This window comes from Niallia taxi, assembly GCF_032818155.1.
Classification (GTDB): domain Bacteria; phylum Bacillota; class Bacilli; order Bacillales; family Cytobacillaceae; genus Niallia; species Niallia taxi_A.
This window is the reverse complement of record NZ_CP102589.1, coordinates 1,476,803-1,502,682: the sequence shown is the minus strand read 5'-3', so window position 1 is coordinate 1,502,682 and position 25,880 is coordinate 1,476,803. Positions and strand designations below refer to the sequence as shown.

General features: G+C 37.9%; 29 protein-coding genes, 1 tRNA gene, 1 pseudogene, 2 riboswitches and 1 other annotated feature. Of the genes and pseudogenes, 10 read left to right on the top strand and 21 right to left on the bottom strand.

The features are described from left to right. Nucleotides 1–45: 45 nt before the first annotated feature. From ilvN to NQZ71_RS07335, 3 genes are all read right to left on the bottom strand, one after another. The gene (gene ilvN, locus NQZ71_RS07345) at nucleotides 46–564 is read right to left on the bottom strand and encodes an acetolactate synthase small subunit (RefSeq protein ID WP_144456463.1); all 519 of its coding nucleotides are present in this window, start codon (nucleotides 562–564) and stop codon (nucleotides 46–48) included. Further along, the gene (ilvB, locus tag NQZ71_RS07340; RefSeq protein WP_260053744.1) at nucleotides 561–2,279 is read right to left on the bottom strand and encodes an acetolactate synthase large subunit; all 1,719 of its coding nucleotides are present in this window, start codon (nucleotides 2,277–2,279) and stop codon (nucleotides 561–563) included. Before ilvB ends, ilvN begins: the two co-directional genes overlap by 4 nt. Before the next feature lie 126 nt (nucleotides 2,280–2,405). Then, nucleotides 2,406–2,667, bottom strand: a binding site (T-box leader). 433 nt (nucleotides 2,668–3,100) lie between these two features. Then, the gene (locus NQZ71_RS07335; RefSeq protein WP_259347156.1) at nucleotides 3,101–3,334 is read right to left on the bottom strand and encodes a YolD-like family protein; all 234 of its coding nucleotides are present in this window, start codon (nucleotides 3,332–3,334) and stop codon (nucleotides 3,101–3,103) included. Nucleotides 3,335–3,748: 414 nt separating this feature from the next. Here NQZ71_RS07335 and NQZ71_RS07330 point away from each other — a divergent pair. After that, nucleotides 3,749–4,151 (top strand): annotated as a pseudogene (locus tag NQZ71_RS07330) (GNAT family N-acetyltransferase). A gap of 18 nt (nucleotides 4,152–4,169) precedes the next feature. Here NQZ71_RS07330 and NQZ71_RS07325 read toward each other — a convergent pair. Beyond that, entirely contained in the window at nucleotides 4,170–4,388 is a 219-nt protein-coding gene (locus NQZ71_RS07325; RefSeq protein ID WP_144456470.1) for a WYL domain-containing protein, read from the bottom strand. A 112-nt stretch (nucleotides 4,389–4,500) separates the two neighbouring features. Here NQZ71_RS07325 and NQZ71_RS07320 point away from each other — a divergent pair, with 112 nt between their 5' ends. Together NQZ71_RS07320 and NQZ71_RS07315 are read left to right on the top strand one after the other, a co-directional pair. Next, nucleotides 4,501–4,809 (top strand): hypothetical protein, encoded by a 309-nt coding sequence (locus tag NQZ71_RS07320; protein WP_260053743.1) that lies wholly within the window; start codon nucleotides 4,501–4,503, stop codon nucleotides 4,807–4,809. Between the two features lie 13 nt (nucleotides 4,810–4,822). After that, nucleotides 4,823–5,182: a YhjD family protein gene (locus tag NQZ71_RS07315; RefSeq protein ID WP_317011582.1), complete on the top strand. Its 360-nt coding sequence runs from the start codon at nucleotides 4,823–4,825 to the stop codon at nucleotides 5,180–5,182. Between the two features lie 88 nt (nucleotides 5,183–5,270). On the opposite strand, the gene NQZ71_RS07310 is transcribed toward NQZ71_RS07315, so the two are convergent. Beyond that, entirely contained in the window at nucleotides 5,271–5,792 is a 522-nt protein-coding gene (locus NQZ71_RS07310) for a GNAT family N-acetyltransferase (RefSeq protein WP_317011581.1), read from the bottom strand. A gap of 200 nt (nucleotides 5,793–5,992) precedes the next feature. Here NQZ71_RS07310 and NQZ71_RS07305 point away from each other — a divergent pair, with 200 nt between their 5' ends. Further along, a complete protein-coding gene (locus NQZ71_RS07305) occupies nucleotides 5,993–6,235 on the top strand; it encodes a hypothetical protein (RefSeq protein ID WP_144456478.1) in 243 nt (80 codons plus the stop codon). A gap of 114 nt (nucleotides 6,236–6,349) precedes the next feature. Further along, the gene (locus NQZ71_RS07300; protein WP_144456480.1) at nucleotides 6,350–6,790 is read left to right on the top strand and encodes a ferritin-like domain-containing protein; all 441 of its coding nucleotides are present in this window, start codon (nucleotides 6,350–6,352) and stop codon (nucleotides 6,788–6,790) included. A gap of 162 nt (nucleotides 6,791–6,952) precedes the next feature. Here the strand turns inward: NQZ71_RS07300 and NQZ71_RS07295 are convergent, their stop codons facing one another. From NQZ71_RS07295 to NQZ71_RS07250, 10 genes are all read right to left on the bottom strand, one after another. Beyond that, a complete protein-coding gene (locus NQZ71_RS07295; RefSeq protein ID WP_260053741.1) occupies nucleotides 6,953–7,150 on the bottom strand; it encodes a hypothetical protein in 198 nt (65 codons plus the stop codon). A 575-nt stretch (nucleotides 7,151–7,725) separates the two neighbouring features. After that, nucleotides 7,726–7,799 (bottom strand) — tRNA-Arg (locus NQZ71_RS07290). A 132-nt stretch (nucleotides 7,800–7,931) separates the two neighbouring features. Beyond that, nucleotides 7,932–8,441 (bottom strand): metallophosphoesterase family protein, encoded by a 510-nt coding sequence (locus NQZ71_RS07285; RefSeq protein ID WP_144456484.1) that lies wholly within the window; start codon nucleotides 8,439–8,441, stop codon nucleotides 7,932–7,934. A gap of 15 nt (nucleotides 8,442–8,456) precedes the next feature. Beyond that, nucleotides 8,457–9,050, bottom strand: coding sequence for an XTP/dITP diphosphatase (locus tag NQZ71_RS07280; protein WP_317011580.1), 594 nt, complete (start codon nucleotides 9,048–9,050; stop codon nucleotides 8,457–8,459). Between the two features lie 152 nt (nucleotides 9,051–9,202). Next, nucleotides 9,203–10,258 carry a GerMN domain-containing protein gene (locus NQZ71_RS07275; RefSeq protein WP_317011731.1) on the bottom strand — a complete coding sequence of 352 codons (1,056 nt, stop codon included), beginning with the start codon at nucleotides 10,256–10,258 and terminating at the stop codon, nucleotides 9,203–9,205. A 134-nt stretch (nucleotides 10,259–10,392) separates the two neighbouring features. Next, nucleotides 10,393–11,190 carry a glutamate racemase gene (gene racE, locus NQZ71_RS07270; protein ID WP_144456490.1) on the bottom strand — a complete coding sequence of 266 codons (798 nt, stop codon included), beginning with the start codon at nucleotides 11,188–11,190 and terminating at the stop codon, nucleotides 10,393–10,395. A 10-nt stretch (nucleotides 11,191–11,200) separates the two neighbouring features. Then, nucleotides 11,201–11,659 (bottom strand): MarR family winged helix-turn-helix transcriptional regulator, encoded by a 459-nt coding sequence (locus NQZ71_RS07265; RefSeq protein WP_127737155.1) that lies wholly within the window; start codon nucleotides 11,657–11,659, stop codon nucleotides 11,201–11,203. Nucleotides 11,660–11,929: 270 nt separating this feature from the next. Further along, complete coding sequence (gene gerE / locus NQZ71_RS07260) at nucleotides 11,930–12,154, bottom strand: spore germination transcription factor GerE (RefSeq protein WP_016201768.1); 225 nt, start codon at nucleotides 12,152–12,154, stop codon at nucleotides 11,930–11,932. A 227-nt stretch (nucleotides 12,155–12,381) separates the two neighbouring features. Continuing rightward, the gene (locus NQZ71_RS07255) at nucleotides 12,382–12,999 is read right to left on the bottom strand and encodes a cupin domain-containing protein (protein WP_317011579.1); all 618 of its coding nucleotides are present in this window, start codon (nucleotides 12,997–12,999) and stop codon (nucleotides 12,382–12,384) included. A 129-nt stretch (nucleotides 13,000–13,128) separates the two neighbouring features. Further along, entirely contained in the window at nucleotides 13,129–13,485 is a 357-nt protein-coding gene (locus tag NQZ71_RS07250; RefSeq protein WP_260053738.1) for a response regulator, read from the bottom strand. A gap of 74 nt (nucleotides 13,486–13,559) precedes the next feature. After that, nucleotides 13,560–13,642: riboswitch (cyclic di-GMP riboswitch) on the bottom strand. Between the two features lie 617 nt (nucleotides 13,643–14,259). Here NQZ71_RS07250 and NQZ71_RS07245 point away from each other — a divergent pair. The 3 genes from NQZ71_RS07245 (at nucleotide 14,260) to NQZ71_RS07235 (ending at nucleotide 16,993) form a co-directional block, all read left to right on the top strand. Further along, on the top strand, nucleotides 14,260–14,775 hold the full coding sequence (locus tag NQZ71_RS07245; RefSeq protein ID WP_144456496.1) for a hypothetical protein: 516 nt from the start codon (nucleotides 14,260–14,262) through the stop codon (nucleotides 14,773–14,775). A gap of 61 nt (nucleotides 14,776–14,836) precedes the next feature. Then, nucleotides 14,837–16,276, top strand: coding sequence for a DUF2642 domain-containing protein (locus NQZ71_RS07240; RefSeq protein WP_317011578.1), 1,440 nt, complete (start codon nucleotides 14,837–14,839; stop codon nucleotides 16,274–16,276). 42 nt (nucleotides 16,277–16,318) lie between these two features. Beyond that, nucleotides 16,319–16,993, top strand: a complete 675-nt coding sequence (locus tag NQZ71_RS07235; RefSeq protein WP_144456500.1) for a DUF2642 domain-containing protein — start codon at nucleotides 16,319–16,321, stop codon at nucleotides 16,991–16,993. A 120-nt stretch (nucleotides 16,994–17,113) separates the two neighbouring features. Here NQZ71_RS07235 and sdhB read toward each other — a convergent pair whose 3' ends face one another. From sdhB to NQZ71_RS07220, 3 genes are read right to left on the bottom strand one after another with little or no spacing between them, the layout of a single operon-like run. Continuing rightward, the gene (sdhB, locus tag NQZ71_RS07230; RefSeq protein WP_317011577.1) at nucleotides 17,114–17,875 is read right to left on the bottom strand and encodes a succinate dehydrogenase iron-sulfur subunit; all 762 of its coding nucleotides are present in this window, start codon (nucleotides 17,873–17,875) and stop codon (nucleotides 17,114–17,116) included. 1 nt (nucleotide 17,876) lies between these two features. Further along, the gene (gene sdhA, locus NQZ71_RS07225; protein WP_144456502.1) at nucleotides 17,877–19,640 is read right to left on the bottom strand and encodes a succinate dehydrogenase flavoprotein subunit; all 1,764 of its coding nucleotides are present in this window, start codon (nucleotides 19,638–19,640) and stop codon (nucleotides 17,877–17,879) included. A gap of 42 nt (nucleotides 19,641–19,682) precedes the next feature. Beyond that, nucleotides 19,683–20,291 (bottom strand): succinate dehydrogenase cytochrome b558 subunit, encoded by a 609-nt coding sequence (locus tag NQZ71_RS07220; protein ID WP_144456504.1) that lies wholly within the window; start codon nucleotides 20,289–20,291, stop codon nucleotides 19,683–19,685. 502 nt (nucleotides 20,292–20,793) lie between these two features. Here NQZ71_RS07220 and NQZ71_RS07215 point away from each other — a divergent pair. After that, a complete protein-coding gene (locus tag NQZ71_RS07215) occupies nucleotides 20,794–21,249 on the top strand; it encodes a YslB family protein (protein WP_144456506.1) in 456 nt (151 codons plus the stop codon). 181 nt (nucleotides 21,250–21,430) lie between these two features. Next, nucleotides 21,431–21,793, top strand: coding sequence for a DUF4288 domain-containing protein (locus NQZ71_RS07210; protein WP_317011576.1), 363 nt, complete (start codon nucleotides 21,431–21,433; stop codon nucleotides 21,791–21,793). 89 nt (nucleotides 21,794–21,882) lie between these two features. Here the strand turns inward: NQZ71_RS07210 and NQZ71_RS07205 are convergent, their stop codons facing one another. From NQZ71_RS07205 to trxA, 3 genes are all read right to left on the bottom strand, one after another. Then, on the bottom strand, nucleotides 21,883–23,115 hold the full coding sequence (locus tag NQZ71_RS07205; RefSeq protein ID WP_317011575.1) for an aspartate kinase: 1,233 nt from the start codon (nucleotides 23,113–23,115) through the stop codon (nucleotides 21,883–21,885). 124 nt (nucleotides 23,116–23,239) lie between these two features. Next, nucleotides 23,240–23,420, bottom strand: a riboswitch (Lysine riboswitch). 84 nt (nucleotides 23,421–23,504) lie between these two features. After that, nucleotides 23,505–25,277 (bottom strand): excinuclease ABC subunit UvrC, encoded by a 1,773-nt coding sequence (gene uvrC, locus NQZ71_RS07200; protein ID WP_144456512.1) that lies wholly within the window; start codon nucleotides 25,275–25,277, stop codon nucleotides 23,505–23,507. Nucleotides 25,278–25,463: 186 nt separating this feature from the next. Next, nucleotides 25,464–25,778 carry a thioredoxin gene (gene trxA / locus NQZ71_RS07195; RefSeq protein WP_144456514.1) on the bottom strand — a complete coding sequence of 105 codons (315 nt, stop codon included), beginning with the start codon at nucleotides 25,776–25,778 and terminating at the stop codon, nucleotides 25,464–25,466. Nucleotides 25,779–25,880: the final 102 nt, after the last annotated feature.

Here is a 25,880-nt window from a genome sequence, read left to right as displayed (position 1 = left end):
TTAAATTTCTCCCTTTTTAGTAGATTTGTTTTTATATAAATTTAATTAAACAATAGAGTAATGGTTTCTTTGACTAGAGTTTTTCTGAGACCCACGCGGGAATGCGGTGGTTCCAGTTCTTGCAATCTCTTTGATTCCGTATGGTTTTATCAGCTCAATAAATGCTTCTATCTTAGATGCTTCACCAGTAATCTGAATGACTAAGCTTTCTTTGCTCACATCGATTACAGACGCCCGGAAAGGCTCAATTAAGGAGTACAGCTCATTTCTAGTGGCTGGTGTTGCCAGTACCTTAATTAAAGCAAGCTCCCTTTCCACAATTGCCTGGTCAGTAATATCCACAACCTTTAAAATGTCGACCTGTTTATTGAGCTGCTTTGTCACCTGCTCGATGACATTCTCACTCTCTACATGAACAACACATGTAATTCTGGATATACCTTCTTGCTCCGTATGACCAACCGAAATGCTTTCAATATTATAGTTTCTTTTTGAAAACAAATTGGTAATCCGGTTCAAAACACCAGATTTATTCATGACTGTTAAACTGATTATTCTTTTCATGGTTTCATCCCCACCATTTCATGTAAACCTTTGCCTGGTGCAATCATCGGATAAACATTTTCATTAGGATCAATACGGAAGTCTAGGACAACTGGTTCCCTGTTATGAAGGACTTCATCCAATATTTTGTCAGCATCCTCAATTTTAGAAATTTGATAGCCTTTAATGCCATATGCTTCTGCAAGCTTGACAAAGGACGGCTGCACAGATTCCTTACTGTGAGAAAAACGTGATTCGTAAAAGAATTCCTGCCATTGCCTTACCATTCCTAATGCTTGGTTATTGAAAATGATGATTTTGATCGGCAAGTTCAACTCCCTGATAAGAGCTAATTCTTGGCTGCACATTTGGAAACCGCCATCACCGCTAATGGAAAGAACGATTGCATCCTTGTCGGCAATTTGTGCACCGATGCTTGATGGTAAGCCGAACCCCATTGTTCCCAATCCACCTGAAGTTACCCATTTATTAGGATCCTTAAAGCGGTAGTATTGTGCTGTCCACATTTGATGCTGTCCAACATCTGTTGTTACAATTGCTTCCCCATTTGTTTTTGTATGAAGAAGCTCAAGTATTTGCTGCGGCTTCAACTTGTCGGAATCTTCATCATAATAATAAGGGTATTCGTTTTTCCAATTTTCAATCTTTTTTAACCATTCGTCATGCTCAGAACGTTTTCCATTTTGATTGATTAACTCTGTCAACGCTTCTTTCGCATCTGCTACGACTGGAATTTTTGTCGGAATAATTTTGCCAATCTCAGCTGGATCGATATCAATATGTGCCTTAATTGCATTTGGAGCAAAATGCTGCAAATTACCTGTCAAGCGGTCATCAAATCTTGCACCAACATTTACAAGTAAATCACACTCATACAATGCCATATTAGCCGCGTAACAGCCATGCATTCCGCCCATTCCGACAAACAAGCTGTTATCCTCCGAAAGTCCACCTAAGCCAAGCAATGTGTGCACAACAGGAATCTGCTGCTGTTCTGCGTATTCCTTCAACTCGGTTGACGCCTTTGAGAAAATAACCCCTGCTCCTGCCAGAATTACTGGTTTTTTAGCAGCACTGACAGCCTCTGTCAGCTTACGGATTTGTAAATAATTTGGCTTTGTAGTGGGCTGATAGCCCGGCAAGTCCACTTCTTGCTCCTGAGGCACCTCTGTCACAGTTGCAGCAATATCCTTCGGCACGTCAATCAATACCGGCCCTGGTCTTCCGCTTGTAGCAATAAAGAAAGCTTCCTTTACAATTCTTGGAATGTCTTCCAAGCTTCTGATTTGACAATTATATTTCGTGATTGGTGTTGTAATACCAAGAATATCTGCCTCTTGAAATGCATCTGTCCCAATAACACCTGTCGCTACCTGTCCAGTGAAAACAACGAGCGGCAAGGAATCCATCATCGCGTCCGCAAGTCCTGTCACGATATTTGTGGCACCAGGACCTGATGTGGCAATAACTACTCCCGGTTTTCCAGATATGCGGGCATAGCCTTCAGCAGCATGTATTCCGCCCTGTTCATGTCTCGGAAGGACATGGAATATTTTCGAATCGTATATTTTATCGTAAATCGGAAGAACTGCACCTCCCGGATAGCCAAAAATATACTCCACATTTTCCTGCTCTAAAGCTTGCAGCAAAAGATCTGCACCTGTTAACGGCTTTGTCTGAGCCTTCGTCTCTTCAAAGGCGGTTTTCTGTATCATCAATATAACCTCCTTATTAAGGTGATTTAATTTTTACAATGATTTCGCCAGCAGCACCAGTAATTAAATGGATTTATATCATAAAAAAAGCCTTCACACCCCCAATGTTTACTTAACTAAGTAGACAAAAGGGGTGAAAAGGCTTTTTTTAGCTTTTCCACGGTACCACCCTCATTCATACAATAAAACATGTATGCACTCAATGAACAGTTCGTTCTTTTTTTGGTAACGAGTGGCGTGTCACTCGGTTAGCTCTACTGCACAAATGTGTTTCAAGCCAACACTCAGAGGTGAGTTCATTCTTGATCGGCTTCACCGGTTCTCAGCAACCACCGGCTCTCTGTGGAATCCCAAATCAGGAACTACTTATCCTCATCATCGTATTTTCATTATCTTTTATTTAGGTAATAGGCTTACTTAACGACGGTATTTCAAATGGTTTCAATAGCTTTCTAAGGTGTTTTTTTTATTTTCTGTTTTGCTTTTGTTGAGGTTATCTTACGCCGATTTGAAACAAGAGTCAACACCCTTTTTAAGAATTATTCGATAATTCAAACAAAAACAAACTAAGAGTAACCGCTTACAATATTGATAAATAAATAACGCCTGTACTTTGTAAAAATCCAAAAATTTTTTTTAACAGATTCCCTTATGTTTTTTTACTCCTAATTTTCACAGTACAATCGAGCACAATACTTCTTGGAGAATTCATTATAATACGATAATGTGAACTGCGTATACGAAGTTGTCAGATTTCCTGACAACCTTTTTTTACAAAAAACCGCTCCCTCTTAGGAAAGCGGTTCCATTTTCAAATATACTTAACCAGCTGTTGGTGCAATGTCATGAATCCATGATAATTTAATTTGGAGGATATTCTCCTTCTCATCCTTCAGGTTTAACGTTTGCTCGTGGAGGTTCAACAACTCTACACTGCCCTTGCATGTTTGCAAAAGTCCATTTTTATAGTAATTAATGACTAATTTCCGGTTTCTTGCTAACTCTTTTAAAATCATCTTTTCCTTCTCCTTTACATAGTCTCCTATCTGTTTCATCTATATTTCACTGCAATTGTTTATAGTTAGAATTTACTATATGTATAGTATACACTATAATCAGTAAGCGTTTCCAACGTTTTTGTGTACAATTTGTGAACTTTTTTACAAAACCGATAGGGTGATATCTTCAATATAACCATTTACCGATTTCTTAACCGTTTACACTAACCTTTTTTCCTATTTTTTGTTGTTACTCTATAAATACTTATTAGAAAAACTGACAAACGATGTTGAAAGAGATTTCATCCTATAAGGGAATGTGTATGTTTTCATAAAGTTCACCTTTGAGAAATAAAGCGATTGTTATATTGATATAAAATTTTCAGATAATTGAAGAAATTTTATATCATTTTTTTGCAGATAATTGGTCTTTTCACTTTATATTAAAGAAAAAGCTGCAGGAAGTAATATATGGATCCACTAACAGTAATTGAATACAAATACAATGAAAAAATAACACCAGAACAGCTTTCCCTGGTATTCCTTGCATCAAAACTTATTCGTCCCACAGATGACTATCCGCGGCTACAGAAAATGATTAATCATGCAGATATACTTTTTACGGCATGGAATGGGGATCAATTAGTTGGGGTGGCAAGGGCAGTAATGGATTTTAGCTACTGCTGCTATCTATCTGATTTAGCAGTCGATAAGAGCTATCAAAAGGAAGGCATTGGCAAAACTTTACTCCTCCTATTAAAAGAGCGTATCGGAGAGCGCCCTTATTCTTCTCGCGGCTCCTGATGCGATGTCATATTATCCTCACGTTGGTTTTGAAAATATCGACAATGGCTTTCGCATCGCAAGAAAATAATGACTCCAAGCATTTTTTTTAGGCATTTTTTCTATCTGTAACTGCAAAGGAAACAGCGAGGATAGAATCCAGCTTAAATATTCTTGGCTGTTTTCTCTGCAGGCAATATGCCTTAATATAGCTTCCCTTCATCTCCCGCACAAGAATAGTCCTCTTCGAGAAACATTCATTTCCGCTCATATAAATGATTTCGATTGCCCGATTTTCCTTGAGTGCTCTTTCTAGCTGACGATTCATTTAATATTTCACTCCTTTCTTGCATATATTATATACGAACAAACGTTCCAAATAAACCTTGATTAAGAACGTTTGTTCTGATATATTAAAAGGACAAAAGGAGATGGATGTTATGATTAAAGAAAGTAAATTAAAATGGACTGCCATGGTATTTCCGCAACAGCTAAAACAAGGGGTAATAGAGACAAAGCCAGAATCAACTAAAGCTTTCTCTACTGATACTGACATGCTTATACATGAAGCGATGGAGTACAACTGGTCACTTGAATACAGAATTAAGCTCGAGGAATCCATTTATTCGCTATATGGAACGACTATTTTCATCGATTATGTCAAAAAAGAGCTGCGGGTAAAGGGGATGGAGCACTCTATTCACTTCGTGCCATTCCATAATCTTATTTCAGCAAAAAAAGCGGAATAGGAGCGGTCGAGAGATGCACGATATTTTAGAGTCCGACCGCAAAATTATCAGTCAATCCGTGTATCTAGCACTTGTATTAGCAGTACTCGAATATGACCGCAAAAAGATAGAAGATACATCCTTCAAAATCAAAAATGTCTATGTAAATCTAATTGAACATACCATGCAGAAAGTTCAATCAGACTTAAAGAAAATCAAGGAAGATATGCAAAGGAACCAGCTTAATGTACAGCGCGGCCATAATGACGGTATTTCTACAGAGTATAATTTTTATTTTAAAGGAGCACATGAGCCTCACCGTTTTGACAATACAAGCTTGAAAAGCAATACTCAAAAGCTGCTCATTTACTATTTAATGCGTAGCACAGAGTAAGTAGCTTTCCAATGTAACTGGTGGATCTAGGGGTTACATGCACGTTAAGCCTTGAGCTTGTTTATGCAGCCCCTTTAAACATCCGGCCTTAACGGATGCACTCCCATTCCTCTTTTAATATTGCGTAATAATATTCATCCCACCAACCGTCTCCTGCAGGAATGCATTTCTTGAAAAAACCTTCTCTTCTCATTCCAAGTTTCTCCATCACTCTATAAGAAGGAACATTTTCAGGCTGACATGTAGCAATAATCCGATGAAGCTCCATACTTTCAAACCCATAGGCTAAAACAGCTTTTGCCGCTTCTGTTGCATAGCCTTGATTAAAAAAATCAGGATGAAACACCCACCCAATTTCATATGTATGCACTCCAAAATATTTAAAAAACGCTATATGGCCTATTAGCTCCTTTTCCGCCGCTAGCATCACAGCAAAATATTGCGCATTTTCACCTTGATTATCACGTATAAATTGCTGTGTTTGCTCCTTTGTCATTACACCTTCTGGGATGTAATGCATGACATTACTGTTTGAGGCATAGCTATAAACTTTTGGCCAATCACTTTTGTTGAATTCACGGATTAACAGCCTTGATGTCCTTATTTCCATAACAGTTCCCACCCATTCTCTAAAAATATGAAAAAGCTTCTCGCTTTATATTCCCTGCTTTTTCTTTCAATTCCTGTTATATATTTACATTATCTAAAAAATAGTAAACTAGGTCATCACTCTGAATGAAAAGTGATGATTTATTATTGAATAGACCAAGCATACAGGCACATAAGCTTAATAGGAAGGATGTGATCTATTTGGCAAGAAAGACCGAAAAGAAATTTCTCGTTGTGGTAGTTGAGGGTACTGTTATCAAGCGAATTATGCTTCTTGATATACTAGTCGGTTCTGGTATTTATTATACTTTGCAATGGATTTGTTCAAGTATTGTCATCAGTATGCTTGGCAGTGTAGTTGGTACAGAAGGGATTAAAAAAGTTCAAAAGCAGGTGAAAGGTTCTAACATTAAGTTTGTACGTACATTAAAAACAGCAAAGTAAGAAAAAAAGAAAATCCTCATCAATACTCCTCGTTTCACGAGCTCCTCTTTTTACATAAGACAAGTTCCTTATATTTATAAATTTCATAATGTAAGCTATAACAACCGCAAGGAGCTGAATAATTTGAATCACTATTATGATTTATATCAACAGCGCGCAAAGGAGCTCGCTGCACAGATTGCGAAGGCAATAGATGGTGAGTATGCCGCAATCCACTGTTATAAAAAACTGGAAACATTAGCACCGACAAAACGAGAAAGACAAATTATCAGCGAAATACGCAAGGATGAAATCAACCATTATAATGTGTTCTCCTCAATTTACACCCAGCTAACAGGCCACAAACATTCAGCAGTCATTACAGAAACTTGCCCTAACAACTATCATTCTGGTATTGATTTTGCTTTCCATGACGAGCAGGAGACCGTTGATTTTTATTTAACAATCGCTGACAGCACAAGCAATGACTTTATTAAAGAATCATTTAAAAGAGCAGCGATGGATGAACAAAATCATGCAGTTTGGTTTTTGTATTTTTTGAAGACGCAAAGATAAAAAAAGCACCCATCGGATGCTTTTTTTCGTTTAAGGAAATATGAACCTGTCATACCTAGACTGGTGAATATTAAAAATTAGATTCTAACATCACTAGGTGTTCCATTCAGAAGATACATTCTTCCCTTTAGGACTTGTCATACTCTAGCATTGAAAGTAAAACTACCCTTTTCTATCTTCTGTTGAATAATGTTTTCTCAAGTAATCTTTAATAGCAGAAACAAGATAAACAATTCCTAAAAGAAAAATAAAAAAGACAATGAACTTATAGCCTGCTACAGGATAAAAGCCGCCAAAGCTGTTAAAAGATACTAATAAAAAGCCTACTGAAAAGTAGATAGCTGCTGTTATATGCTTCATGTGGTTATTCTCCTTTTTGTGGTAATTCAATGTTACCATGTTTTAGGAGGCTGTAAAAGTATTTCTAAACTGGAAAAGCAGCTATGTTTGCTTTGATGAAGTGCAATGTCTTGGGAAATATAAAAAAAGCCCTACTCCGAAGAGTAAGGCATTTAACAGTGTTGTGCAAAAAACTGTTACTATTTTATTGTAACCATTTATCTTATTGTTTATACACTTTTAGTTTGACAACCTTAAGTAAATAAATAAAAATAATACGCAATCACAAAGCGATAGATGAGGCTAGTCAAATATAATTAAACACGAAAATAAATAATTTAATCTAACTATAAAACAATGAAGCTTAGAAATATAAAAAGAATATGGGTTTAAAATTAGTTCGTTTCTTTCTCGCCTCTTCAATAACCTGTCCGATCACAAAAAGTCCATAGGATTTTATATCGATTAATCATTAATCCTCATCATGTATAAAAAGATATGTAAAATTTTTTCCTTATTGATTATTCGTTTGAAGACATAAAAAAAGCACTCACAAGCATTGATAAAAATCAACATTTGCAAGTGCCTTTATGGGACGTCCCAGGAGAGATTCGAACTCCCGACCGTACGCTTAGAAGGCGTATGCTCTATCCGGCTGAGCTACTGGGACATGTTTTTTGTTTTTTTAACGTCCTCATCAGGACAATATTTATTATATGTTCTAGATAATATAAAGTCAACAACTTTTGCAAAGTTTTTTTCTTGAAGAGAAAATTAATTTATTTTCTCCTCAAGAAAGTTATTAAATAGGAAACTCTGCTGTCAATTCTGGAAGCAGTCCTTTGTCAAAATCGTACACTTCTGTTTTTAATATTTTGTCTTCTACGGATAGAATGACATATGTCTTTTCCATTCTTCCTCTTGGTAAACGCAGGCTGCCTGGGTTGATGAATAATACATCTTCGATCATTTCCATACCAAGATAATGGCTGTGTCCGAAGCAGGCAATTTGAGCGCCGACTTCTTTTGCTCTGTATAACAGTCTGCTGACAGATGATTTGACGCCATATAGATGGCCATGCACCATCAGGAGTTTTTTTCCGTTCACTTCTTGGATTGTTTCTTCTGGATATTTTGCGAAATAATCGCAGTTTCCTTGAACTACGACATACCCAGAGATGGCTTTGTCATCGATAGGGAGCTCAGAGTCTCCGCAATGAAGGAACAGGTCTGCTTCTTCTTTATGCCTTTCCTTCAACACCTGCAGCTCATCGACAAGGCCATGGCTATCACTGACGATTAGAACCTTCATTGTCAAACACTCTCCTTACAGAACTTGCGGAAGCTGTTCCTTTAATTTTTTAAGTGCATTTGCTCTGTGACTAATACTATTTTTCTTCTCTGGCGGCAATTCTGCCATTGCCTTTTCCTCTTCCACTACAAAGAAAATCGGATCATAGCCGAAGCCATATTCTCCTTTTCTCTCCTCTAATATTACACCTTCACAAGTGCCTGTAAACGTCTGTGTCCCGCTTTCAGGATTGGCGATTGCTAATGTGCAGCAAAAGCGTGCTGTTCGTTTTTCTACAGGAACTCCTTTTAATTCTTCAAGCACTTTATCCATGTTTGCCTGATCATCCTTCTGTTCTCCTGCATATCGTGCAGAATAAACGCCAGGTCTGCCTTCAAGTGCGTCAACCATTAAGCCGGAATCATCGGAAATAACAACCTTTCCTAACAGCTTTGCCACTGTTTCAGCCTTTAAAACTGCATTTTCTGCGAATGTTGTGCCTGTTTCTTCCACATCCTCAATTTCTGGATAATCAAGCAATGTTTTGACAGCGTAGCCAAGCGGCTCAAACATCTCCACAAACTCTTTCGCTTTTCCTCGGTTTTTCGTTGCGATAATGATTTCTTTCATTTTGCTCCCACTTCCTGCTGCGTGCATTTTTAATTATGTAGATATATTTACTTCTTCTTACATTTTACTATCAAAAAATTGGACAGTCCAATCATATATAAAATGTCATCCTTTACACACAAAAAAGGCTGCATAAAGCAGCCTTTCGTATATTAGAAGCTTCCAGTATTAACTTTTTCAGGACGTGATACTGGCTCAGTAAGGCTTTTGCCTTCCTCATTCACAAGGTCCTGTTCGCCATTCACTGTGATGGCAACACTCTCAATGCCTTCCTGCTCTGTCAAAGACAGCACAAGAGAGTTTAACAGATCAGCAGAAACGGTTTTTTCCTCACCGTCTGCACTATTATAGATGGACTCATTGAAGTTTAATGTAACCTTTCCATCTGCCACAACAGGTTCATCCAACAGCTTCACGTCTTGCTCCATGAAGGTTGCCAAGGCAGACCCAGTTCCTGGTCCTTCTGCAAGCTCGCCAACTGCTGCAGCAATATTATTATCATTCGCGTTGCTGACACGTTTTGTTACTGGAACATAATAATATTCGCCAGTCTCTCCGCCCACATAATAAACAGTTAGCGGTTTAGTGTTAGTAATATCAGCAACATCCTTTGTATCCAAGTTAATACCCATTTCCCTTGTTAAGGCGCTTTGGATTGGCGTTTTATTGACAGGCATTTGTACAAGCTCCTTGCCATTAACCTGCAGCTTAACCGAATCAATGGAATCAAACTGTGTTAATGTCCATGTGACTGACTGCATGATTTTAGACTCGTCGCTTGCATCATAGTCGTTGAACTCCTTCGAGAAATCAACTGTAGCTACTTTATCCTTAATATTGACAGTAACCTCTGTACCTGCAGGCAAGACTCCTTGGAAGCCGTTCGGCAGCATTTCTGTGACAGGACCATCCTTCACTAAATACTCAAGGCTTTCTTTTGCAACACTGTTTGTTTTCGGGATATTTAATGTTTGCGGAACAACAAATCCATCCTTATCCACTAAATATAACTCAATTGGCATGGATTCTGCAGTCTCTTCCCCAGCCTTTGCAGCTGTTTCCTCTGTCGCATTATCACTATATGTAGTTGATTGCGGTGGGTCGACATTTTCTTTGCCATTTTCTCCTCCAAATAAACCACAGCCAGATAGCATAACAGTTGATACGAGTGCAGCGGACAAAATGGTAAGCTTTTTATTCTTAGACATCATTAATCACTCCTAAGACAGTTTGTACTAATATATATACGAGCTATTTCTAAAATTAGACCGAGCTCTCTAAAATATTTTTTAAAATTATTAAATCCATAGAAAAAAGACTAAGCACTTTTATGCTTAGTCTTTTATATCAGCTTAATTGTCTCGACCGCTTCCACTTTTTCATGGAGCCAATCTGAAGCAATCCTTGCGAAAATATCGCTTGAGCCTGTTGTATAAAACTCATGTTCATTACTATCATGTGGCAAGGCAAGCTGATTATTATGTGCAAGAATGGTGCTTACTTCTCGCGCTGTTTCTGCACCAGAGCTAATCACCTTAACCTTGTCCCCCATTTCCTCTCGGATAACCTTTTCCAAAAGAGGGTAATGTGTACATCCCAGTATAAGTGTATCAATACCAATTCCTTTTAATGGAGCAAGAGTTTGCTTTACGATGCGTTTTGCGACAGGCCCATCGTATTCTCCACTCTCCACAAGAGGAACAAATTTTGGACATGCTAGACTTTCTGTGCGCACCTTTTTGTTTATCTGCTTCAGCGCCTTTTCGTATGCTTTGCTTTTAACTGTTCCAATCGTTCCAATCATGCCAATATAGTTGTTTCTTGTCACTTTAATCGCCGTTCTTGCCCCAGGGACAATCACACCGATGACCGGAATCGATAGCTGCTCCCTTATCTCTTCAAGGGCGACAGCAGTTGCTGTGTTACAAGCAATGACAAGCATCTTAATATTTTTCCGCAGCAAAAACCGCGTCAATTCCCATGTAAATGCTTTTACTTCTTCCCCAGATCTTGGTCCATACGGACATCTAGCCGTATCTCCCAAATAAATGATCTTTTCGTTAGGCAGCTGTCTCATAATTTCTTTTGCAACAGTTAATCCGCCAACACCTGAATCAATAACACCTATTGGTCTTTCCAAACTTACCGCCTCATTTTTCCCGCATTTCTTGATGCAATCTAATGAAGTTGTCTTTTAAATGTGCAACTTCTTCCAGTGAGTAATTACCCAAAACTTCCTGTAAATACATTTGTCTTTTTTTTATTACTTCATCAATCAGCCTTTTGCCTTCATCCAATAAATGAATGCGTACAACACGACGGTCATTAGGGTCCTTCACTCGCTGAACCAATTCGTTCTTTTCCATTCTGTCCACTAAATCAGTTGTCGTGCTGAAGGCTAGATACATTTTATTCGATAATTCACCGATTGTCATGTCCCCATCTTCAAAAAGCCATTGCAATGCAACAAATTGAGGCGGTGTAATTGTATAATTGCTTAAAATTTCCCGGCCCTTCTGTTTGATGATGCCAGAAATGTATCTCATATCTTTCTCAATGATTGCTATCATATCTGAATACTCTTTAGAGTTTTTTTCTTCTACATTCATTGCTACATCTCCTATTATCTGTCCAATTTATCTTCTTCCTCATTACTTAATAATAATTATAGTCTAGATTGAGCAAATCGTAAACGTATAGGCTAAAATGCCTTTACTGGAAGCTTTCCAACTGAAAAAAGACAGCACTATTTGCTGTCACCCATTTAAACACTACTATATATAACTGATATAAAACTGAAAGGTGACTCTATAAGCCGCAGTCATCCCTCCCATAGACAGGATTCGTATCCGCTGCTCTTTAAAGTCACCCTCCGAAAATTATAGCTCTAGTTCTCCCATTCTTAGGAGTTCTACAACAGCCTGTGAACGCCCCTTTACGCCCAGCTTTTGCATCGCATTAGAAATATGGTTGCGAACTGTTTTTTCGCTGATGAACAAATCACTCGCGATTTCCTTGGTCGTTTTGTCTTGAACCAAGAGTTCAAATACTTCTCTTTCCCTTTTTGTTAATAATGGCTTGTGAGTAAATTCATTCTCCTTCAAGTAGTGTAACCCTCCTTGCCTTTGCCAGCTATGAACTATGGGATGGGTATATATTATAGTCTGAATATATTATGTGAGAAAAAGCGTTGTAGTGACTGTATTTTCTGAAAATGGACTGCGTTTTTTTCTAGAAATGGCTGCTGCACTTTACTGCTGCGTATCCCTTTCCATTGCAGGTAAGGCATTACTTTTCTTATTTGTAGATTTGCTCAGTAGTAGCCATATGGTTAGAATGGCTGCTGCATGCTGTATGGATTATTTCGGCCATAATGATAGTCAGAAGTAGATTGTTGCATTTGCTGATTATGCAAGCATTCATCTGTAGGTCCTATCACAATGGTTTCATTTTTCAGCGGAGCAAGGGTTTTTTTCAGTTGGTCGGGGTCAAGACAATACGTGTGTGCGAGCACTTCGACTGGTGTTTTAGTAAGAATATCAGAACCAAATATATACTCAGGGTACGGGGCATCAAAGATGGCAAGCAAATGGGTTTTATCTTCCGAGGCTATTTCCCAGTGCCACCAGCCTTGAGGGATGTTGGCCACTTGGCCTGGCCTTATGGGAATATTGGATACTTTGTTTGTGAAAGGATTAATCAAGGAAACGACTGCAGACCCAGAGATGCAGTAAACAAGCTCTGCCGCGTTTTGATGATAATGTGGTTCGACTACCCTTCCGTTGCTTAAATAAATATCTAATAAAGAAACCTCACCGAGAGTGTTTAAGACATCCCTGCCTAATCGGTTGATGTAGTTATCAGCATTGCGAGTATTTAGACGGTTTTTGTTCACGTCGGAAAAATAGCTGACATCTGGTTTCGTATAGTCCATATAGGAAGTTGGCATCGCATACAGTCCCCATTTCTTTATAAAGTACTACAACGTATAGTATGAGAATCAGCTAAAAGCGTGACACATACCCTAAACACAATTTTAAGAATAAGGAAAAGGATGCCAAAGGCGGCATCCTTTTCCTTATGATATCTTATTTAATGTAAGCAGGATCCTATCGAAATTAGGCTTTACGATGAAATCCTTTGCGCCGTATGAAAGGGCAGCAATGACATTCCTGCTTTGTCCCATTGCTGAACAGATAACAACTCTGGCACAAGGGTCAAATTCCATAATTCTCTGCAATGCTGTCATGCCGTCCATACATTCCATTGTTAAATCAAGGAGTAGTATGTCCGGTTTAAGCTCCTTGTAAATAGTCACAGCCTCACATCCATCAGAGGCTTCTCCTATGACTTTGTATTTGCTGTTTTTCAATAGATTTTTTATGTAAATTCTCATAAATAAAGAGTCGTCTGCAATAACAACCCTGACTTCCAATATAATCACTCCTAGTTCTAACTTTGGCAAACTTAAAGGAAAGGAGTAATTTATTAATCAAGACAAGCTTTTGTCTCGGCAACCCGGCTGCCATTGCTTGCACATTAGGCCCGTGGCTTTGCGTCTTTTACTTTCGTAAAATTTGCCAATAACATTAGAATAACATAGTACTTTTAAACTATATATTGTTTTTTTATAAGGAAATGAGAAACAATACTTATTCCTGCTAAATAATAATCAATAAATAGCAGAAACATTATAATATTTCTTCACACACAAAAAAAAATTAGAATATAGTTAGACTATATCCCAGTTTTTTCTCTGCTATGCAGATTGACAATACCTTTACTTTACAAAGTAATACTTATTTTTTATGTGTCCCTTTCTTGTCTCATCTTTTTTGCTATCCCTTTTCTCATGCTTTTTGTCGTCTTTTTTATCATCTTCTTTTTTACAAAATTAATCTCTAATGAAAAAGTTATTCCTTCTTTCCATTTCTTTAAACTATCACCAAAAGTCTTTATGATGTCCCCCACAAAATTAATGGCTTTCCTTTTTTTGCTACATTTTATGGATTCTTCATTCTTTTTGTTCAGAGTTTTCCTTACATGCATGAAAATATACGTTTGTCCAATACCAGGAAATTATTTAAAGAAAAACTATTGATACACGCACTAAAAAAATGCATTTACATAAATAGGCAGGTAACATAGTACATTGTCTTACCCCGACACATATCATACAAGGAAAACATAACTAGGAGGTTATTTGGAGATGAATAAAGAAGTATTACAGACATTAATAGGTAAAACAATTAAAGTGGATAGGGGAGGTCCAGAATCCCGCATCGGGAAATTACTAGCGGTTAGCGAAGACCATTTCACTATTCTTACTGAAGCAGATGGTGTCGTTTATTATTTAACACACCACATCAAAAGTCTGACAGAAAACACAAAAAAAGGCCTTCCATTTGAACTTGAAATACCTGAAGTATTTGTCTTTGTAACTGCTCCAACTCTTTTTGAAGTAATGGAAAGCTTAAAATACAATTGGGTTAAGATCAATCGCGGTGGTAAGGAGTCCGTTGAAGGCGTATTGGATGACATTAATTTAGAATATATTACAATTGTTCATAATGAAGAAATTATCAGAATCGCCACTTTCCACATCCACAATATCAGCTATGGACTTAAAATTGAAAAGCCGCAGAAAGAGGAGTCTGAGAAACAAGAAGATAAGAAAGATGATAAGAAGGAAGAAAAAACAGAAGAAAAGAGCAGTGAAAAATAATCATTATGATTAGTCGCTTCTTTTTCTAGAAGAAGCGACTATCATTTAGGAGGTGGTTCTTTTGGGAGAATTCACTTTTTCCAATGCACTTGATAGACTAAAAAGATTCAAGATAAGGCTTTTCCTAGACAAAGACCAATATGTGGAAGGTACATTACTCGATGTCAAAGAAGATCATTTAATGCTTGAAATGAATGGGAAAATCTATTATTTTGCATTAGACCAAATTCATGCTATTACAAAGAATGCCAAAGACAATAATCCATTATCCTTAGAATTTCCACTTGAGACTAAAAAAGACTTAAATGCTTTATTAGAGGAGCTAAGATACAGCTGGGTGACCATTACTTGTAATTCCAATCAGGTTTTTAAAGGAATGCTAAGTAAAGTTACCGAGGACTTCTTGATTTTAATTAATAAGGAAGAACAAATGTATATCCTTAAAACCTCGATAATAAATATCTTTAATGGCCTGCATGAAGATGATAGTTCCAATTCTAAGCAGGTGCAATCGTCTAATAATGAAGATAATTCCCCTGATTCTAAAGCACATTTAGAAGAAGTTACGGAAATGAGCGAATTGTTTAAGGAAGCTCCTGCAGATTCTAACACAGAAACAAGAGATAATGCTGACTCTAAGTACAGTATGGAACCAGCTAAAAGCGAGGTCTACGATTTTAGCATGAACCCTCTTGTAGAAACGATCTCTGATTCTGACACAATCCCTCTTGTTGATACAATCTCTGATTCTGACACAATCCCTCTTGTTGATACAGTCTCTGATTCTGACACGATCCCTCTTGTTGATACAGTCTCTGATTCTGACACGATCCCTCTTGTTGATACAGTCTCTGATTCTGACATGAGCCCTCTTGTTGATACAATCTCTGATTCTGACATGAGCCCTCTTGTTGATACAATCTCTGATTCTAAAGCAGAAACAATAAATGCTGATTCTATGATGGGGATAATGAAAAATTCTATAGTCACTGGTGAACCAGGTGCGGTTATAGTGAACTCAGAACATACTAAAAGTGGAGTTCGGGAAACAAACAATGTTTTTGCCGATATACCATCAAGACAGAATAAGAAGCAAGATGATACTCTGCATGACTTTTTGACTGATGTTTTAACACAAAAATACAAAGGAAGTGCTGATACTTTGGATAAATCTCCTAAAGCCGAAAGTGATCAAGTTTCTCCGAAAAAAGAAGTGAAACAAAAGGAGAACAATAACCTAAGTGATAGTGTCTTTAAACACCCCCTTAATCCCTTAGGATCCTCTTTAAGAAGCAAAAAAAAGCAAACGGAACTAGAAACGGAAAATCCAGAAGTGCCATTGAATAATGAAAATAATGCAAAAACAGAATTAAAAACACAGATTATTAATGCAAAAGACCAGAAACTTGCACTTGAGAAACAATACTTTTCCTTAATGAAACATGCAGAATATATGTACAAGAAAATCAGGGAAGAACGTCTAAGAAAACCAAAGAAATGATTAGTGTATTTTAATTACTTGCTTTTTTAAGGAAGTGAAAAGATGGATAGCTTTAAAAAATTGAAAAATGAGTATGTAAAGGTTGAAATATCAGGAAAAACTACGTTTTCTGGAATTCTTTTGGACAATGGCCTAGATATTATCGTGATTAACGATGGAGAAAAGTACCTTTATATTCCACTTAACCATGTTCATACTATAAAAAAATCGTTAAAAGGAGAAACGGAATTCACTCTTGATACATTTAGCGGAGATTTGCCATTTCAAGATGATAATGAAAACATTTCATATCGTAAAATCCTAAATAATGCAAAGGGACAATTTATAGAATTATTCGTTACTGGCAATAAGTCTATTCATGGCTATATCACTAATATTTTAAATGACTATATTGTTTTTTATTCTCCAGTTTTTAAAACTATTCTTATTTCGATGCATCACATCAAATGGCTTATTCCATACACTTCTAATTTAACACCATACACATTGAATAATGCGAATCTTCCCATTGTCCCCTCCAATATACCTTTAGCCCGCACTTTTGAAGAGCAATTAAAAAAATATACTGACCAATTGCTTGTATTTGATCTCGGAGATGCGCCAGACAAGATTGGATTAGTAAAAAATATTTCCAATAATATTATAGAGATAATTACAGCCGAGGGTACTCCTGTTTATTGGAAGCTAACCCATTTAAAATCAGTTCACCTACCATAATATACAAATAAAAAACATCTCAAGGAAGATGTTTTTCTTTTGCATTTCCAATTTTATTTTGCACTCTTGATGATAATTTAAAAAAGGAGATAGCTGTTTTTGTCAGCCATCTCCTTTTTATTAAACACTGTCACTGCCAAAAAAGCTTTTGAATGCTTCAAAGGTTGTATCTCTGTTCAGTGCTGCAATCGATGTTGTCAATGGTATGCCTTTCGGACATGATTGAACACAGTTTTGCGAGTTACCGCAATTCGCAAGACCGCCATCTCCCATAATTTCCTCAAGTCTGTCAGACTTGTTCATTGCTCCTGTTGGATGAGCATTAAAGAGTCGTACTTGAGATAATGGTGCAGGTCCCATAAAGTCTGATTTACTGTTAACATTAGGACAAGCTTCTAAGCAGACGCCGCATGTCATGCATTTAGATAATTCGTATGCCCATTGTCTTTTCTTCTCGGGCATTCTTGGTCCTGGTCCAAGGTCATAAGTGCCATCGATTGGTATCCAAGCCTTTACCTTTTTCAAGCTGTCAAACATACGGGTTCTGTCAACCTGCAGGTCTCTGACAACTGGGAATGTGCGCATTGGCTCCAAGCGGATCGGCTGCTCCAGCTGATCTACTAATGCAGTACATGACTGTCTTGGTTTTCCATTAATAACCATTGAGCAAGCACCGCATACTTCCTCTAAGCAGTTCATATCCCAAGAGATAGGAGTTGTTTTTTCGCCTTTGCTGTTAACCGGGTTTCTTCGTATTTCCATTAAGGCAGAGATGACATTCATATTTGGTCTATAAGGCAATTTAAACTCTTCTGCATATGGTGCTGTATCAGGATCATCTTGCCTTTTAATCAGAAATGTAACCGTACTTGCTTCCCCCATCTTATTTCACTCCTTCTTTTTGTTTGGAATAATCCCGCTTTCTAGGCTTGATAAGTGATGTATCAACCTCATCATAATGGAAGCTTGGCGCTTCCTTCTCTGATACGAACTTGGCCATTGTTGTTTTCAAGAAGTCTTCATCATTTCTCTCTGGAAAATCAGGTTTATAATGAGCGCCCCGGCTTTCATTACGATTATATGCTCCAATTGTTATAACCCTTGCCAGTTGCAGCATATTTTGAAGCTGACGGGTAAAGACCGCTCCTTGGTTGCTCCATTTCGCCGTATCATTAATGTTGATGTTTTGATAGCGTTCCAGTAATTCCTGGATTTTGTTGTCCGTATCCTGAAGTTTGTCATTATAGCGAACAACTGTGACATTATCTGTCATCCATTCTCCTAATTCCTTATGCAGTACATAAGCATTTTCTGTTCCATCAAGCTTCATGATGTCAGTCCATTTTCCTTGCTCTTCCTGTATTGCCTTATCAAACAGAACGGATGATAAGTCATCAGCGCTTTTGCTTAACCCATTGATATACTTAACTGCATTCGGACCAACAACCATACCGCCATAAATAGCAGACAGCAAGCTGTTAGCTCCTAGACGGTTTGCACCATGCTGTGAATAATCACATTCTCCTGCCGCAAACAAGCCAGGAATATTTGTCATTTGATCATAATCGACCCATAATCCACCCATAGAATAATGAACTGCCGGGAAAATCTTCATCGGCACTTTACGTGGGTCGTCTCCCATGAACTTTTCATAAATTTCAATGATACCGCCTAGTTTAATGTCTAGCTCCTTTGGATTTTTGTGGGACAAGTCCAAATACACCATGTTTTCGCCATTAATACCAAGCTTTTGATCTACACATACATGGAAAATTTCCCTTGTTGCAATATCCCTTGGCACTAGATTGCCATAGGCAGGGTATTTTTCTTCAAGGAAGTACCACGGTTTACCATCTTTATATGTCCAAACCCTTCCACCTTCACCACGAGCTGATTCACTCATTAAGCGCAGCTTGTCATCACCAGGAATAGCTGTCGGGTGAATTTGAATAAACTCGCCATTTGCATAATAAGCGCCCTGCTGATAAGCAATTGCGGCCGCTGAACCTGTATTAATAACAGAGTTCGTCGATTTTCCAAAGATAATACCAGGCCCGCCTGTTGCCATGATGACAGCATCACCAGGAAAGGCTTTAATTTCCATTGTTTTCAAATCCTGTGCTTTAATACCGCGGCAAACACCGTCATCATCAAGAACTGCCCCAAGAAATTCCCAGCCTTCATACTTGACAACTAGTCCATCTACCTCGTATCTGCGCACCTGTTCATCTAATGCATACAAAAGCTGCTGGCCTGTTGTTGCTCCAGCAAATGCTGTTCGGTGGTATTGCGTTCCTCCAAAGCGTCGAAAATCTAGCAGACCTTCTGGTGTTCTGTTGAACATAACGCCCATACGGTCAAGCAAATGGATAATTCCAGGTGCAGCTTCTGCCATTGCTTTTACTGGCGGTTGGTTTGCTAAGAAATCTCCGCCATACACTGTGTCATCAAAATGCTCCCAAGGAGAATCTCCTTCTCCTTTCGTGTTTACCGCACCATTTATGCCGCCTTGTGCACAAACAGAATGGGAACGCTTAACAGGCACAAGGGAAAACAATTCAACAGGTGTCCCAGTTTCCGCTACTTTAATTGTGGCCATTAGTCCTGCTAAACCGCCGCCTACAATGATTACTTTCCCTTTACTCATTTATTCCACTCCCTTAATCTATTGCTCTATTAATCTAAAACTTTATACAAAAGCTAAAAGTGCTCTAACGCCAATTGTTGTTAAAACAATAAATATTCCAATCGTAACGTATGTACTGATTCTTTGAGATTTAGGTGTAACAGTAATACCCCAGCTGACACAGAATGACCATAAACCATTAGAGAAATGGAAGATAGTAGAGACAACACCAACTAAATAGAAGGCAAACATCCAAGGATTTCCTAAGATTTCCTCCATCATGTTATAATTGACCTCTTTCCCCATTTGAGCCGCTACCCGTGTTTCCCAAACATGCCATACAATGAATACCAATGTCACAATCCCTGTGACCCTTTGGATATAAAACATCCAGTTTCGGAAATACCCATAGTTTTTTGTATTGTTCTTGGCTGTAATAGCAATATAAATACCGTATACAGCATGATAAATGATTGGTAAAAAAATCACGAAAATTTCCAAAAAGTAACGAAATGGCAATTGCTCCATAAATCCAGCTGCCTTATTAAATGATTCCGGTCCCTTTGTAGCAAAGTGGTTAACAACCAAGTGCTGTATCAAAAATACACCTACTGGAATGACCCCCAGTAAAGAATGTAATCTTCTGAACAGAAACTCTCGATTTTTTGCCATACTTTTCCCCCCCCAAATGATGAAATAGTTCTTTTTACTCATAAAAGCGATTACAAGATAGAAAACTTACAATTCTGTGACAATTTCATTGTACCCCCAATAAAAATCTCGGTCAAGAAAACGGATACATTTATTCCAGATTTATTTATCCTTTTTTATTATATGATTTTGCTCTTGGAAAAATTTCTACTTTATTTTCTAGCATAGAAACAAGTGGGTACAGGAAAAATAAAAGAAGCTAATAGACCAGATGCCAGAAGGACCTTAGCTTTTTTTCACTTAAATTTTTCTAAGAAACGAAAAGCTAACTATCATGTGTTATTTTGCCATACAGAACTAATAAAATAGACCTGATTTTCCTGTTATTAATCCCTTATTGCTATGTTTTTTTCCGGATTTTACAGTATACTATTAAAGCGATATATTTTTTGTCGAAATTACGAAGCATATACAGAATTTATTAACATATATTTATAGAATTGTAGAAAGAGGAGAGAGACAATTGAGCGAGATTACAACGGAAGAACAAATAACGAAAGTGGAGGAAGACTCTCTTACCGTACCTGCATATGGATACGAATTGCTGCGTGAAATCCTAATACCTGACTTGCTTGGGAGAGACACTCCAGATATCTTATATTGGGCCGGAAAAAGAATTGCCCGAACATTTCCACTGGAACACTTGGAAGAGGCAGCTGCTTACTTTGAAAAAGCAGGCTGGGGCCATCTCGAAATTGTAAAAGCAAATAAAAACGAAATGGAATATGCTCTCTCAAGCCCTTTAATTGAAAAAAGGCTTAAGGAAAAAGGGAAATGCACGTTTCAGCTCGAAGCAGGCTATTTAGCACAGCAGCATGAACAAATAAGAGAATTAGTTGCAGAAGCGTTTGAAGATCCAAAACGCCGCGGTAAAAAAATCACGATTACAGTCCGCTGGGATAGTAAAGACCCTGCATAATAAAAACCAATAGTACGAAACAGACTTCTGCGTGAATTCTTCATTGAATTTCACGCTTTTTTATTGAGACGCTATTTCTAAGGATTACATTCACCTGCATTTTTCGTAATACTTGTTGTGCAGCGATAAATCCCATATAAAATAAAAATAGAATTACTTGTGACTTAGAGGAGGTCCGAAAATGTCTGACAAAAAGTGGTTTGTCGTGGCACTTCTGTATGAATCTGTTCATAATGGAGAACCAAAACAAGTAGACGAGAATTATGAAAACACAACTAAAACGTATGAGGAAAGCCATATATTAGTTAAGGCAGAATCATCTGAAAATGCCAGCTTGCTTGGGAAAAAACTAGGAGAAGAAGCGGAACACGATTATAAAAATCAGTATGAGGAAACAGTATGCTGGAAGCTAGTAAAGGTTCTTGATGTTTTTGAATTAATGGATGAGGAATTAAAAACGGGAACCGAGGTATATTCTCGCTTTATTTTGGTCCCAAGGGAAAGTGGAACACAGGATGTATTAAAGAAGTTCTTCCAAGAATAATATAAAAACGCTGTTGTACATTCAACAGCGTTTTTATATGTGATTTTAAGTATAATCCTATAATTTAGAAATCTTATTCTTTTATGTTATTAAGCATTAATCACAGGCAGGTTGCTCAAGTCAAATGCATCATGAAGTGTTTCAACAGCCTTCACCATATTGCCTTTTTCAATAACTGTAGAAACTTTGATTTCTGATGTGCTTACCATTTTAATAACAATGTCTTGTTCTGCTAGAACTTTAAACATGTCTGCTGCCACACCTGGGTTTGAAATCATGCCAGAACCAACGATTGATACTTTTGCAAGGCCTTGCTCTGAAGCGACTTTATCGTAGCCTAGTACTGCCTTATTTTCCTCAAGCACTTTAACTGTCTCATCCAAATCACTGTCTTTAATAGAGAAAGATAGGTTTGTTGCTTGGCTTTCTGTCAAGCTTTGGATGATAATATCGACATTGATGTGATTGGATGCTAATGTTGAGAAGATTGTTGAAAGACTTGTTAATGAGTTTTTCAAGCCAAACACCGTTACACTCGTAATATTATCTTCAAATGCTACTCCGCGCACTACTAAATTTTGTTCCATTGATACTTCCTCCTCGATGATAGTTCCTTCTTCTTGTTCCATGCTTGAACGAACGACAAGCGGCATTTGGTAGTTTTTCGCATATTCTACTGCACGAGGATGAAGCACCCCTGCACCCAAGTTTGCCAACTCAAGCATTTCGTCATATGAAATGGAAAGCAGCTTACGTGCTTCTTTCACATAGCGTGGATCTGTTGTATATACACCAGTAACATCTGTATAAATATCACATTTATCTGCTTTAAATGCTGCAGCAAGTGCAACCGCTGTTGTATCAGAGCCGCCGCGGCCAAGTGTTGTGATGTCTCCACCTTCTGTAATTCCTTGGAAGCCTGCGACAATAACAACCTTGCCATCCATCAAATGCTCTTCGATTCTTTCTGTTTTTATATTTAAAATGCGGGCATTTCCATGTACCGCTTCTGTTTCCATTCCTGCTTGCCAGCCTGTGAATGAAATTGCCTCAACATCTTTTTCATTTAAAGCCATCGCCAGTAAGCTAATTGTGATTTGCTCTCCTGTTGTCAATAGCACGTCCATTTCACGTTTGCTCGGCTTATCTGTAATTTCACCAGCAAGCTTCACTAATGAGTCTGTTGTTTTCCCCATTGCTGAAACGACAACAACGACATCATTTCCACGATTCTTTTCTTCGATTACTCTTTTTGCAACATGCTTGATTCTATCAGCACTGCCAACAGATGTTCCGCCAAATTTTTGTACTACTAATCCCACAGCTATTCCCCTTTTCCTCTTAGAAGTTTTGTTCTATTGCCTTATTTCTTAAAAGAAACAACAAAAAAGGCAATGAGAACATCTCATTGCCGTGCAGGTTAAATACATACTAAATGTGCACAAACAGCGAGATAGCTCTCCAAAACAGTTCCTTGTTTTGACAGTCTTACATTTATTCAATGCAAAACCAGCAAAGGAATGATGAGTTATCCCTTCACTTCGGCGATTTTCCCTTTCATAATTCTTCACGGAAGCTCATTCTTCTCCGAATTATTACTATTGAAGCTCGCACCTCTACCTTCACTTATTAAGTTATAAGTTGCCATCATTATAGCATACCGTTTTTAAGTTAACAATAATGTTTTTTGTTTTTTTGCATAAAAATACAATCAGTCTTTTAATTTTTCTATAAGCTCCTCGGCAACAGCCGCAGGGATTCCAATGGCTGTGAATTCAGCAATGGATGCCTCTTTCATCTTTTTGACAGAACCAAACGTTTTTAACAGCAGCTTACGCCGTTTCTCTCCAATGCCTGAGATATCATCAAGCATAGATTGGAAAGCATTTTTTGAACGGATTTGTCGGTGAAAGCTGATTGCAAAACGGTGGACTTCATCCTGTATGCGTTGAAGCAAATAAAATTCCTGACTGTTTCTTTCCAGTGGTATAATTTCGAGCGGATTGCCGTAAAGAAGCTGGGAAGTCCTATGCTTATCATCTTTAGCCAAGCCTGCAACTGGAATGTCGAGTGCCAGCTCATCAAGGAGAATTTCTCTTACTGCTTCAATATGACCTTTTCCTCCATCAACTAAAATTAAATCTGGCATTGGCAGCCCATCTTTCAATACACGCTGGTATCTTCTTCTGACGACCTCGCGCATTGATTCATAATCATCTGGTCCTTGAACAGTCTTAATCTTATATTTTCGATAATCCTTTTTCGCAGGTTTTCCATCTACGAAAACAATCATGGCAGATACTGGATTTGTCCCTTGAATATTACTGTTATCAAATGCTTCAATACGATGTGGTGTGTAAATTCCCATTTGCCTGCCTAAATTTTCAACTGCCTTTATTGTGCGGTCCTCATCCCTATCAATTAGAGCAAATTTCTCATGCAGGGCGTTTTTAGCATTTTTATTTGCTAAGAGAACAAGATCCTTTTTTTGTCCTCTCTGTGGTTTGATAACCTTCACATCAAGCAGTTCCTCTACTAATTCTCCTTGAACAGAATCTGGGATAAGGATTTCCTTCGGCTTGAAATGATTGGCCTTAGAATAAAACTGTCCGAAGTATGTGAGCATTTCCTCTTCCGGCTCTTGATAAATGGGGAACATGCTTACATCACGCTCAATCAGCTTTCCTTGTCTGATGAAAAAGACTTGAACACACATCCAGCCTTTGTCTACTGCATATCCAAAAACATCTCTATCAACAAGATCTGTCATCATCATTTTCTGTTTTTCCATTGTAGCTTCAATATTAGCAATCTGATCTCTGAATTCCTTTGCCCGTTCGAAATCAAGCTCCTCTGCTGCTGCTGTCATTTTTTCTGTGAGCTCTTTTTTTATATCTTTATACCCGCCATTAAGGAACTTCGTAATCTCATCAACCATTCTTCGATATTCTTCCTTCGGCACTTCATTTACACATGGTGCAAGACATTGTCCTAAATGATAATAAAGACATACCCTATCAGGCAGTGTTGTGCACTTGCGCAGCGGATAAATGCGGTCTAGCAGCTTTTTCGTTTCATTTGCTGCCTGTACATTCGGATATGGTCCAAAGTATTTGCCTTTATCCTTTTTTACATTGCGTGTCGTAATTAAACGTGGATGTCTTTCCGCAGTCAGCTTAATAAAAGGGTAGGTCTTATCATCCTTAAGCATAATATTGTATTTTGGGTCATGCTTTTTAATTAAGTTAATTTCAAGGATAAGTGCCTCTATATTAGAGGAGGTGATAATATATTCAAAGTCTTCAATTTCATTGACTAGCCTTAAGGTTTTCCCGTCATGAGAGCCAGTGAAATACGAGCGGACGCGGTTTTTTAGCACCTTTGCTTTTCCTACATAAATGATCGTTCCTTGTCTGTCCTTCATTAAGTAGCATCCTGGCTGATCAGGCAAAAGCATCAGTTTGTTTTTTATCGTATCGTTCATTGCAGTCCCTCCCTGAACGCACCTGTTAATACAGAACATAAGTACTATTATATATGATAGGACAGAAGCTTGAATTCGGCAACTATGAGCGTTTGTAATTTGAAGGAAGGGAATGAGGATTTTTCCAAAAGGAGTGCTGTTTTGAAAAAAAGAACCCCAAGGAAGGTCCCGGGGGTTGTTTTTGCATTAAACGTGTTTTGCCAATAGTTCAGAAAGAGCTTCTTTAGGTTGGAAGCCGACAACTTTATCGACAACTTCTCCGTCTTTGAATACCAACAATGTTGGGATGCTCATTACGCCGAATTTAGAAGCAGATTCTTGGTTTTCGTCAACATCGATTTTTACGATTTTAACTTTATCGCCAATTTCTGAATCCAATTCTTCTAATACTGGTGCAATCATTTTACATGGTCCGCACCAAGGTGCCCAAAAGTCTGCAAGGACTACGCCTGAACCTGTTTCTTCTGAAAAGTTTTGATCTGTTGCATGTGATATAGCCATTTATATGCCTCCTAAGTAGTGTTATACCTGATAATAAACCAAAGTATACCACCGTTTGCATGATGATGCTAATAATTTGTTTCGTCCATCATTTTTCCCATC

Bases quoted from the DNA above. Each gene is read 5' to 3' on its own strand.
- sdhB (WP_317011577.1), bottom strand. From the start codon at position 17,875: ATGGGGGAAGCAAGTACGGTTACATTTCTGATTAAAAGGCAAGATGAT.
- NQZ71_RS07325 (WP_144456470.1), bottom strand. From the start codon at position 4,388: ATGAATCGTCAGCTAGAAAGAGCACTCAAGGAAAATCGGGCAATCGAA.
- uvrC (WP_144456512.1), bottom strand. From the start codon at position 25,277: ATGAACGATACGATAAAAAACAAACTGATGCTTTTGCCTGATCAGCCA.
- sdhA (WP_144456502.1), bottom strand. From the start codon at position 19,640: ATGAGTAAAGGGAAAGTAATCATTGTAGGCGGCGGTTTAGCAGGACTA.
- NQZ71_RS07310 (WP_317011581.1), bottom strand. From the start codon at position 5,792: ATGGAAATAAGGACATCAAGGCTGTTAATCCGTGAATTCAACAAAAGT.
- NQZ71_RS07265 (WP_127737155.1), bottom strand. From the start codon at position 11,659: ATGAATGTAGAAGAAAAAAACTCTAAAGAGTATTCAGATATGATAGCA.
- NQZ71_RS07235 (WP_144456500.1), top strand. From the start codon at position 16,319: ATGGATAGCTTTAAAAAATTGAAAAATGAGTATGTAAAGGTTGAAATA.
- NQZ71_RS07245 (WP_144456496.1), top strand. From the start codon at position 14,260: ATGAATAAAGAAGTATTACAGACATTAATAGGTAAAACAATTAAAGTG.
- NQZ71_RS07335 (WP_259347156.1), bottom strand. From the start codon at position 3,334: ATGAAACAGATAGGAGACTATGTAAAGGAGAAGGAAAAGATGATTTTA.
- NQZ71_RS07280 (WP_317011580.1), bottom strand. From the start codon at position 9,050: ATGAAAGAAATCATTATCGCAACGAAAAACCGAGGAAAAGCGAAAGAG.
- trxA (WP_144456514.1), bottom strand. From the start codon at position 25,778: ATGGCTATATCACATGCAACAGATCAAAACTTTTCAGAAGAAACAGGT.
- NQZ71_RS07220 (WP_144456504.1), bottom strand. From the start codon at position 20,291: ATGGCAAAAAATCGAGAGTTTCTGTTCAGAAGATTACATTCTTTACTG.
- NQZ71_RS07255 (WP_317011579.1), bottom strand. From the start codon at position 12,999: ATGCCAACTTCCTATATGGACTATACGAAACCAGATGTCAGCTATTTT.
- ilvB (WP_260053744.1), bottom strand. From the start codon at position 2,279: ATGATACAGAAAACCGCCTTTGAAGAGACGAAGGCTCAGACAAAGCCG.
- NQZ71_RS07285 (WP_144456484.1), bottom strand. From the start codon at position 8,441: ATGAAGGTTCTAATCGTCAGTGATAGCCATGGCCTTGTCGATGAGCTG.
- NQZ71_RS07320 (WP_260053743.1), top strand. From the start codon at position 4,501: ATGATTAAAGAAAGTAAATTAAAATGGACTGCCATGGTATTTCCGCAA.
- NQZ71_RS07315 (WP_317011582.1), top strand. From the start codon at position 4,823: ATGCACGATATTTTAGAGTCCGACCGCAAAATTATCAGTCAATCCGTG.
- NQZ71_RS07295 (WP_260053741.1), bottom strand. From the start codon at position 7,150: ATGAAGCATATAACAGCAGCTATCTACTTTTCAGTAGGCTTTTTATTA.
- NQZ71_RS07210 (WP_317011576.1), top strand. From the start codon at position 21,431: ATGTCTGACAAAAAGTGGTTTGTCGTGGCACTTCTGTATGAATCTGTT.
- NQZ71_RS07275 (WP_317011731.1), bottom strand. From the start codon at position 10,258: ATGTCTAAGAATAAAAAGCTTACCATTTTGTCCGCTGCACTCGTATCA.
- ilvN (WP_144456463.1), bottom strand. From the start codon at position 564: ATGAAAAGAATAATCAGTTTAACAGTCATGAATAAATCTGGTGTTTTG.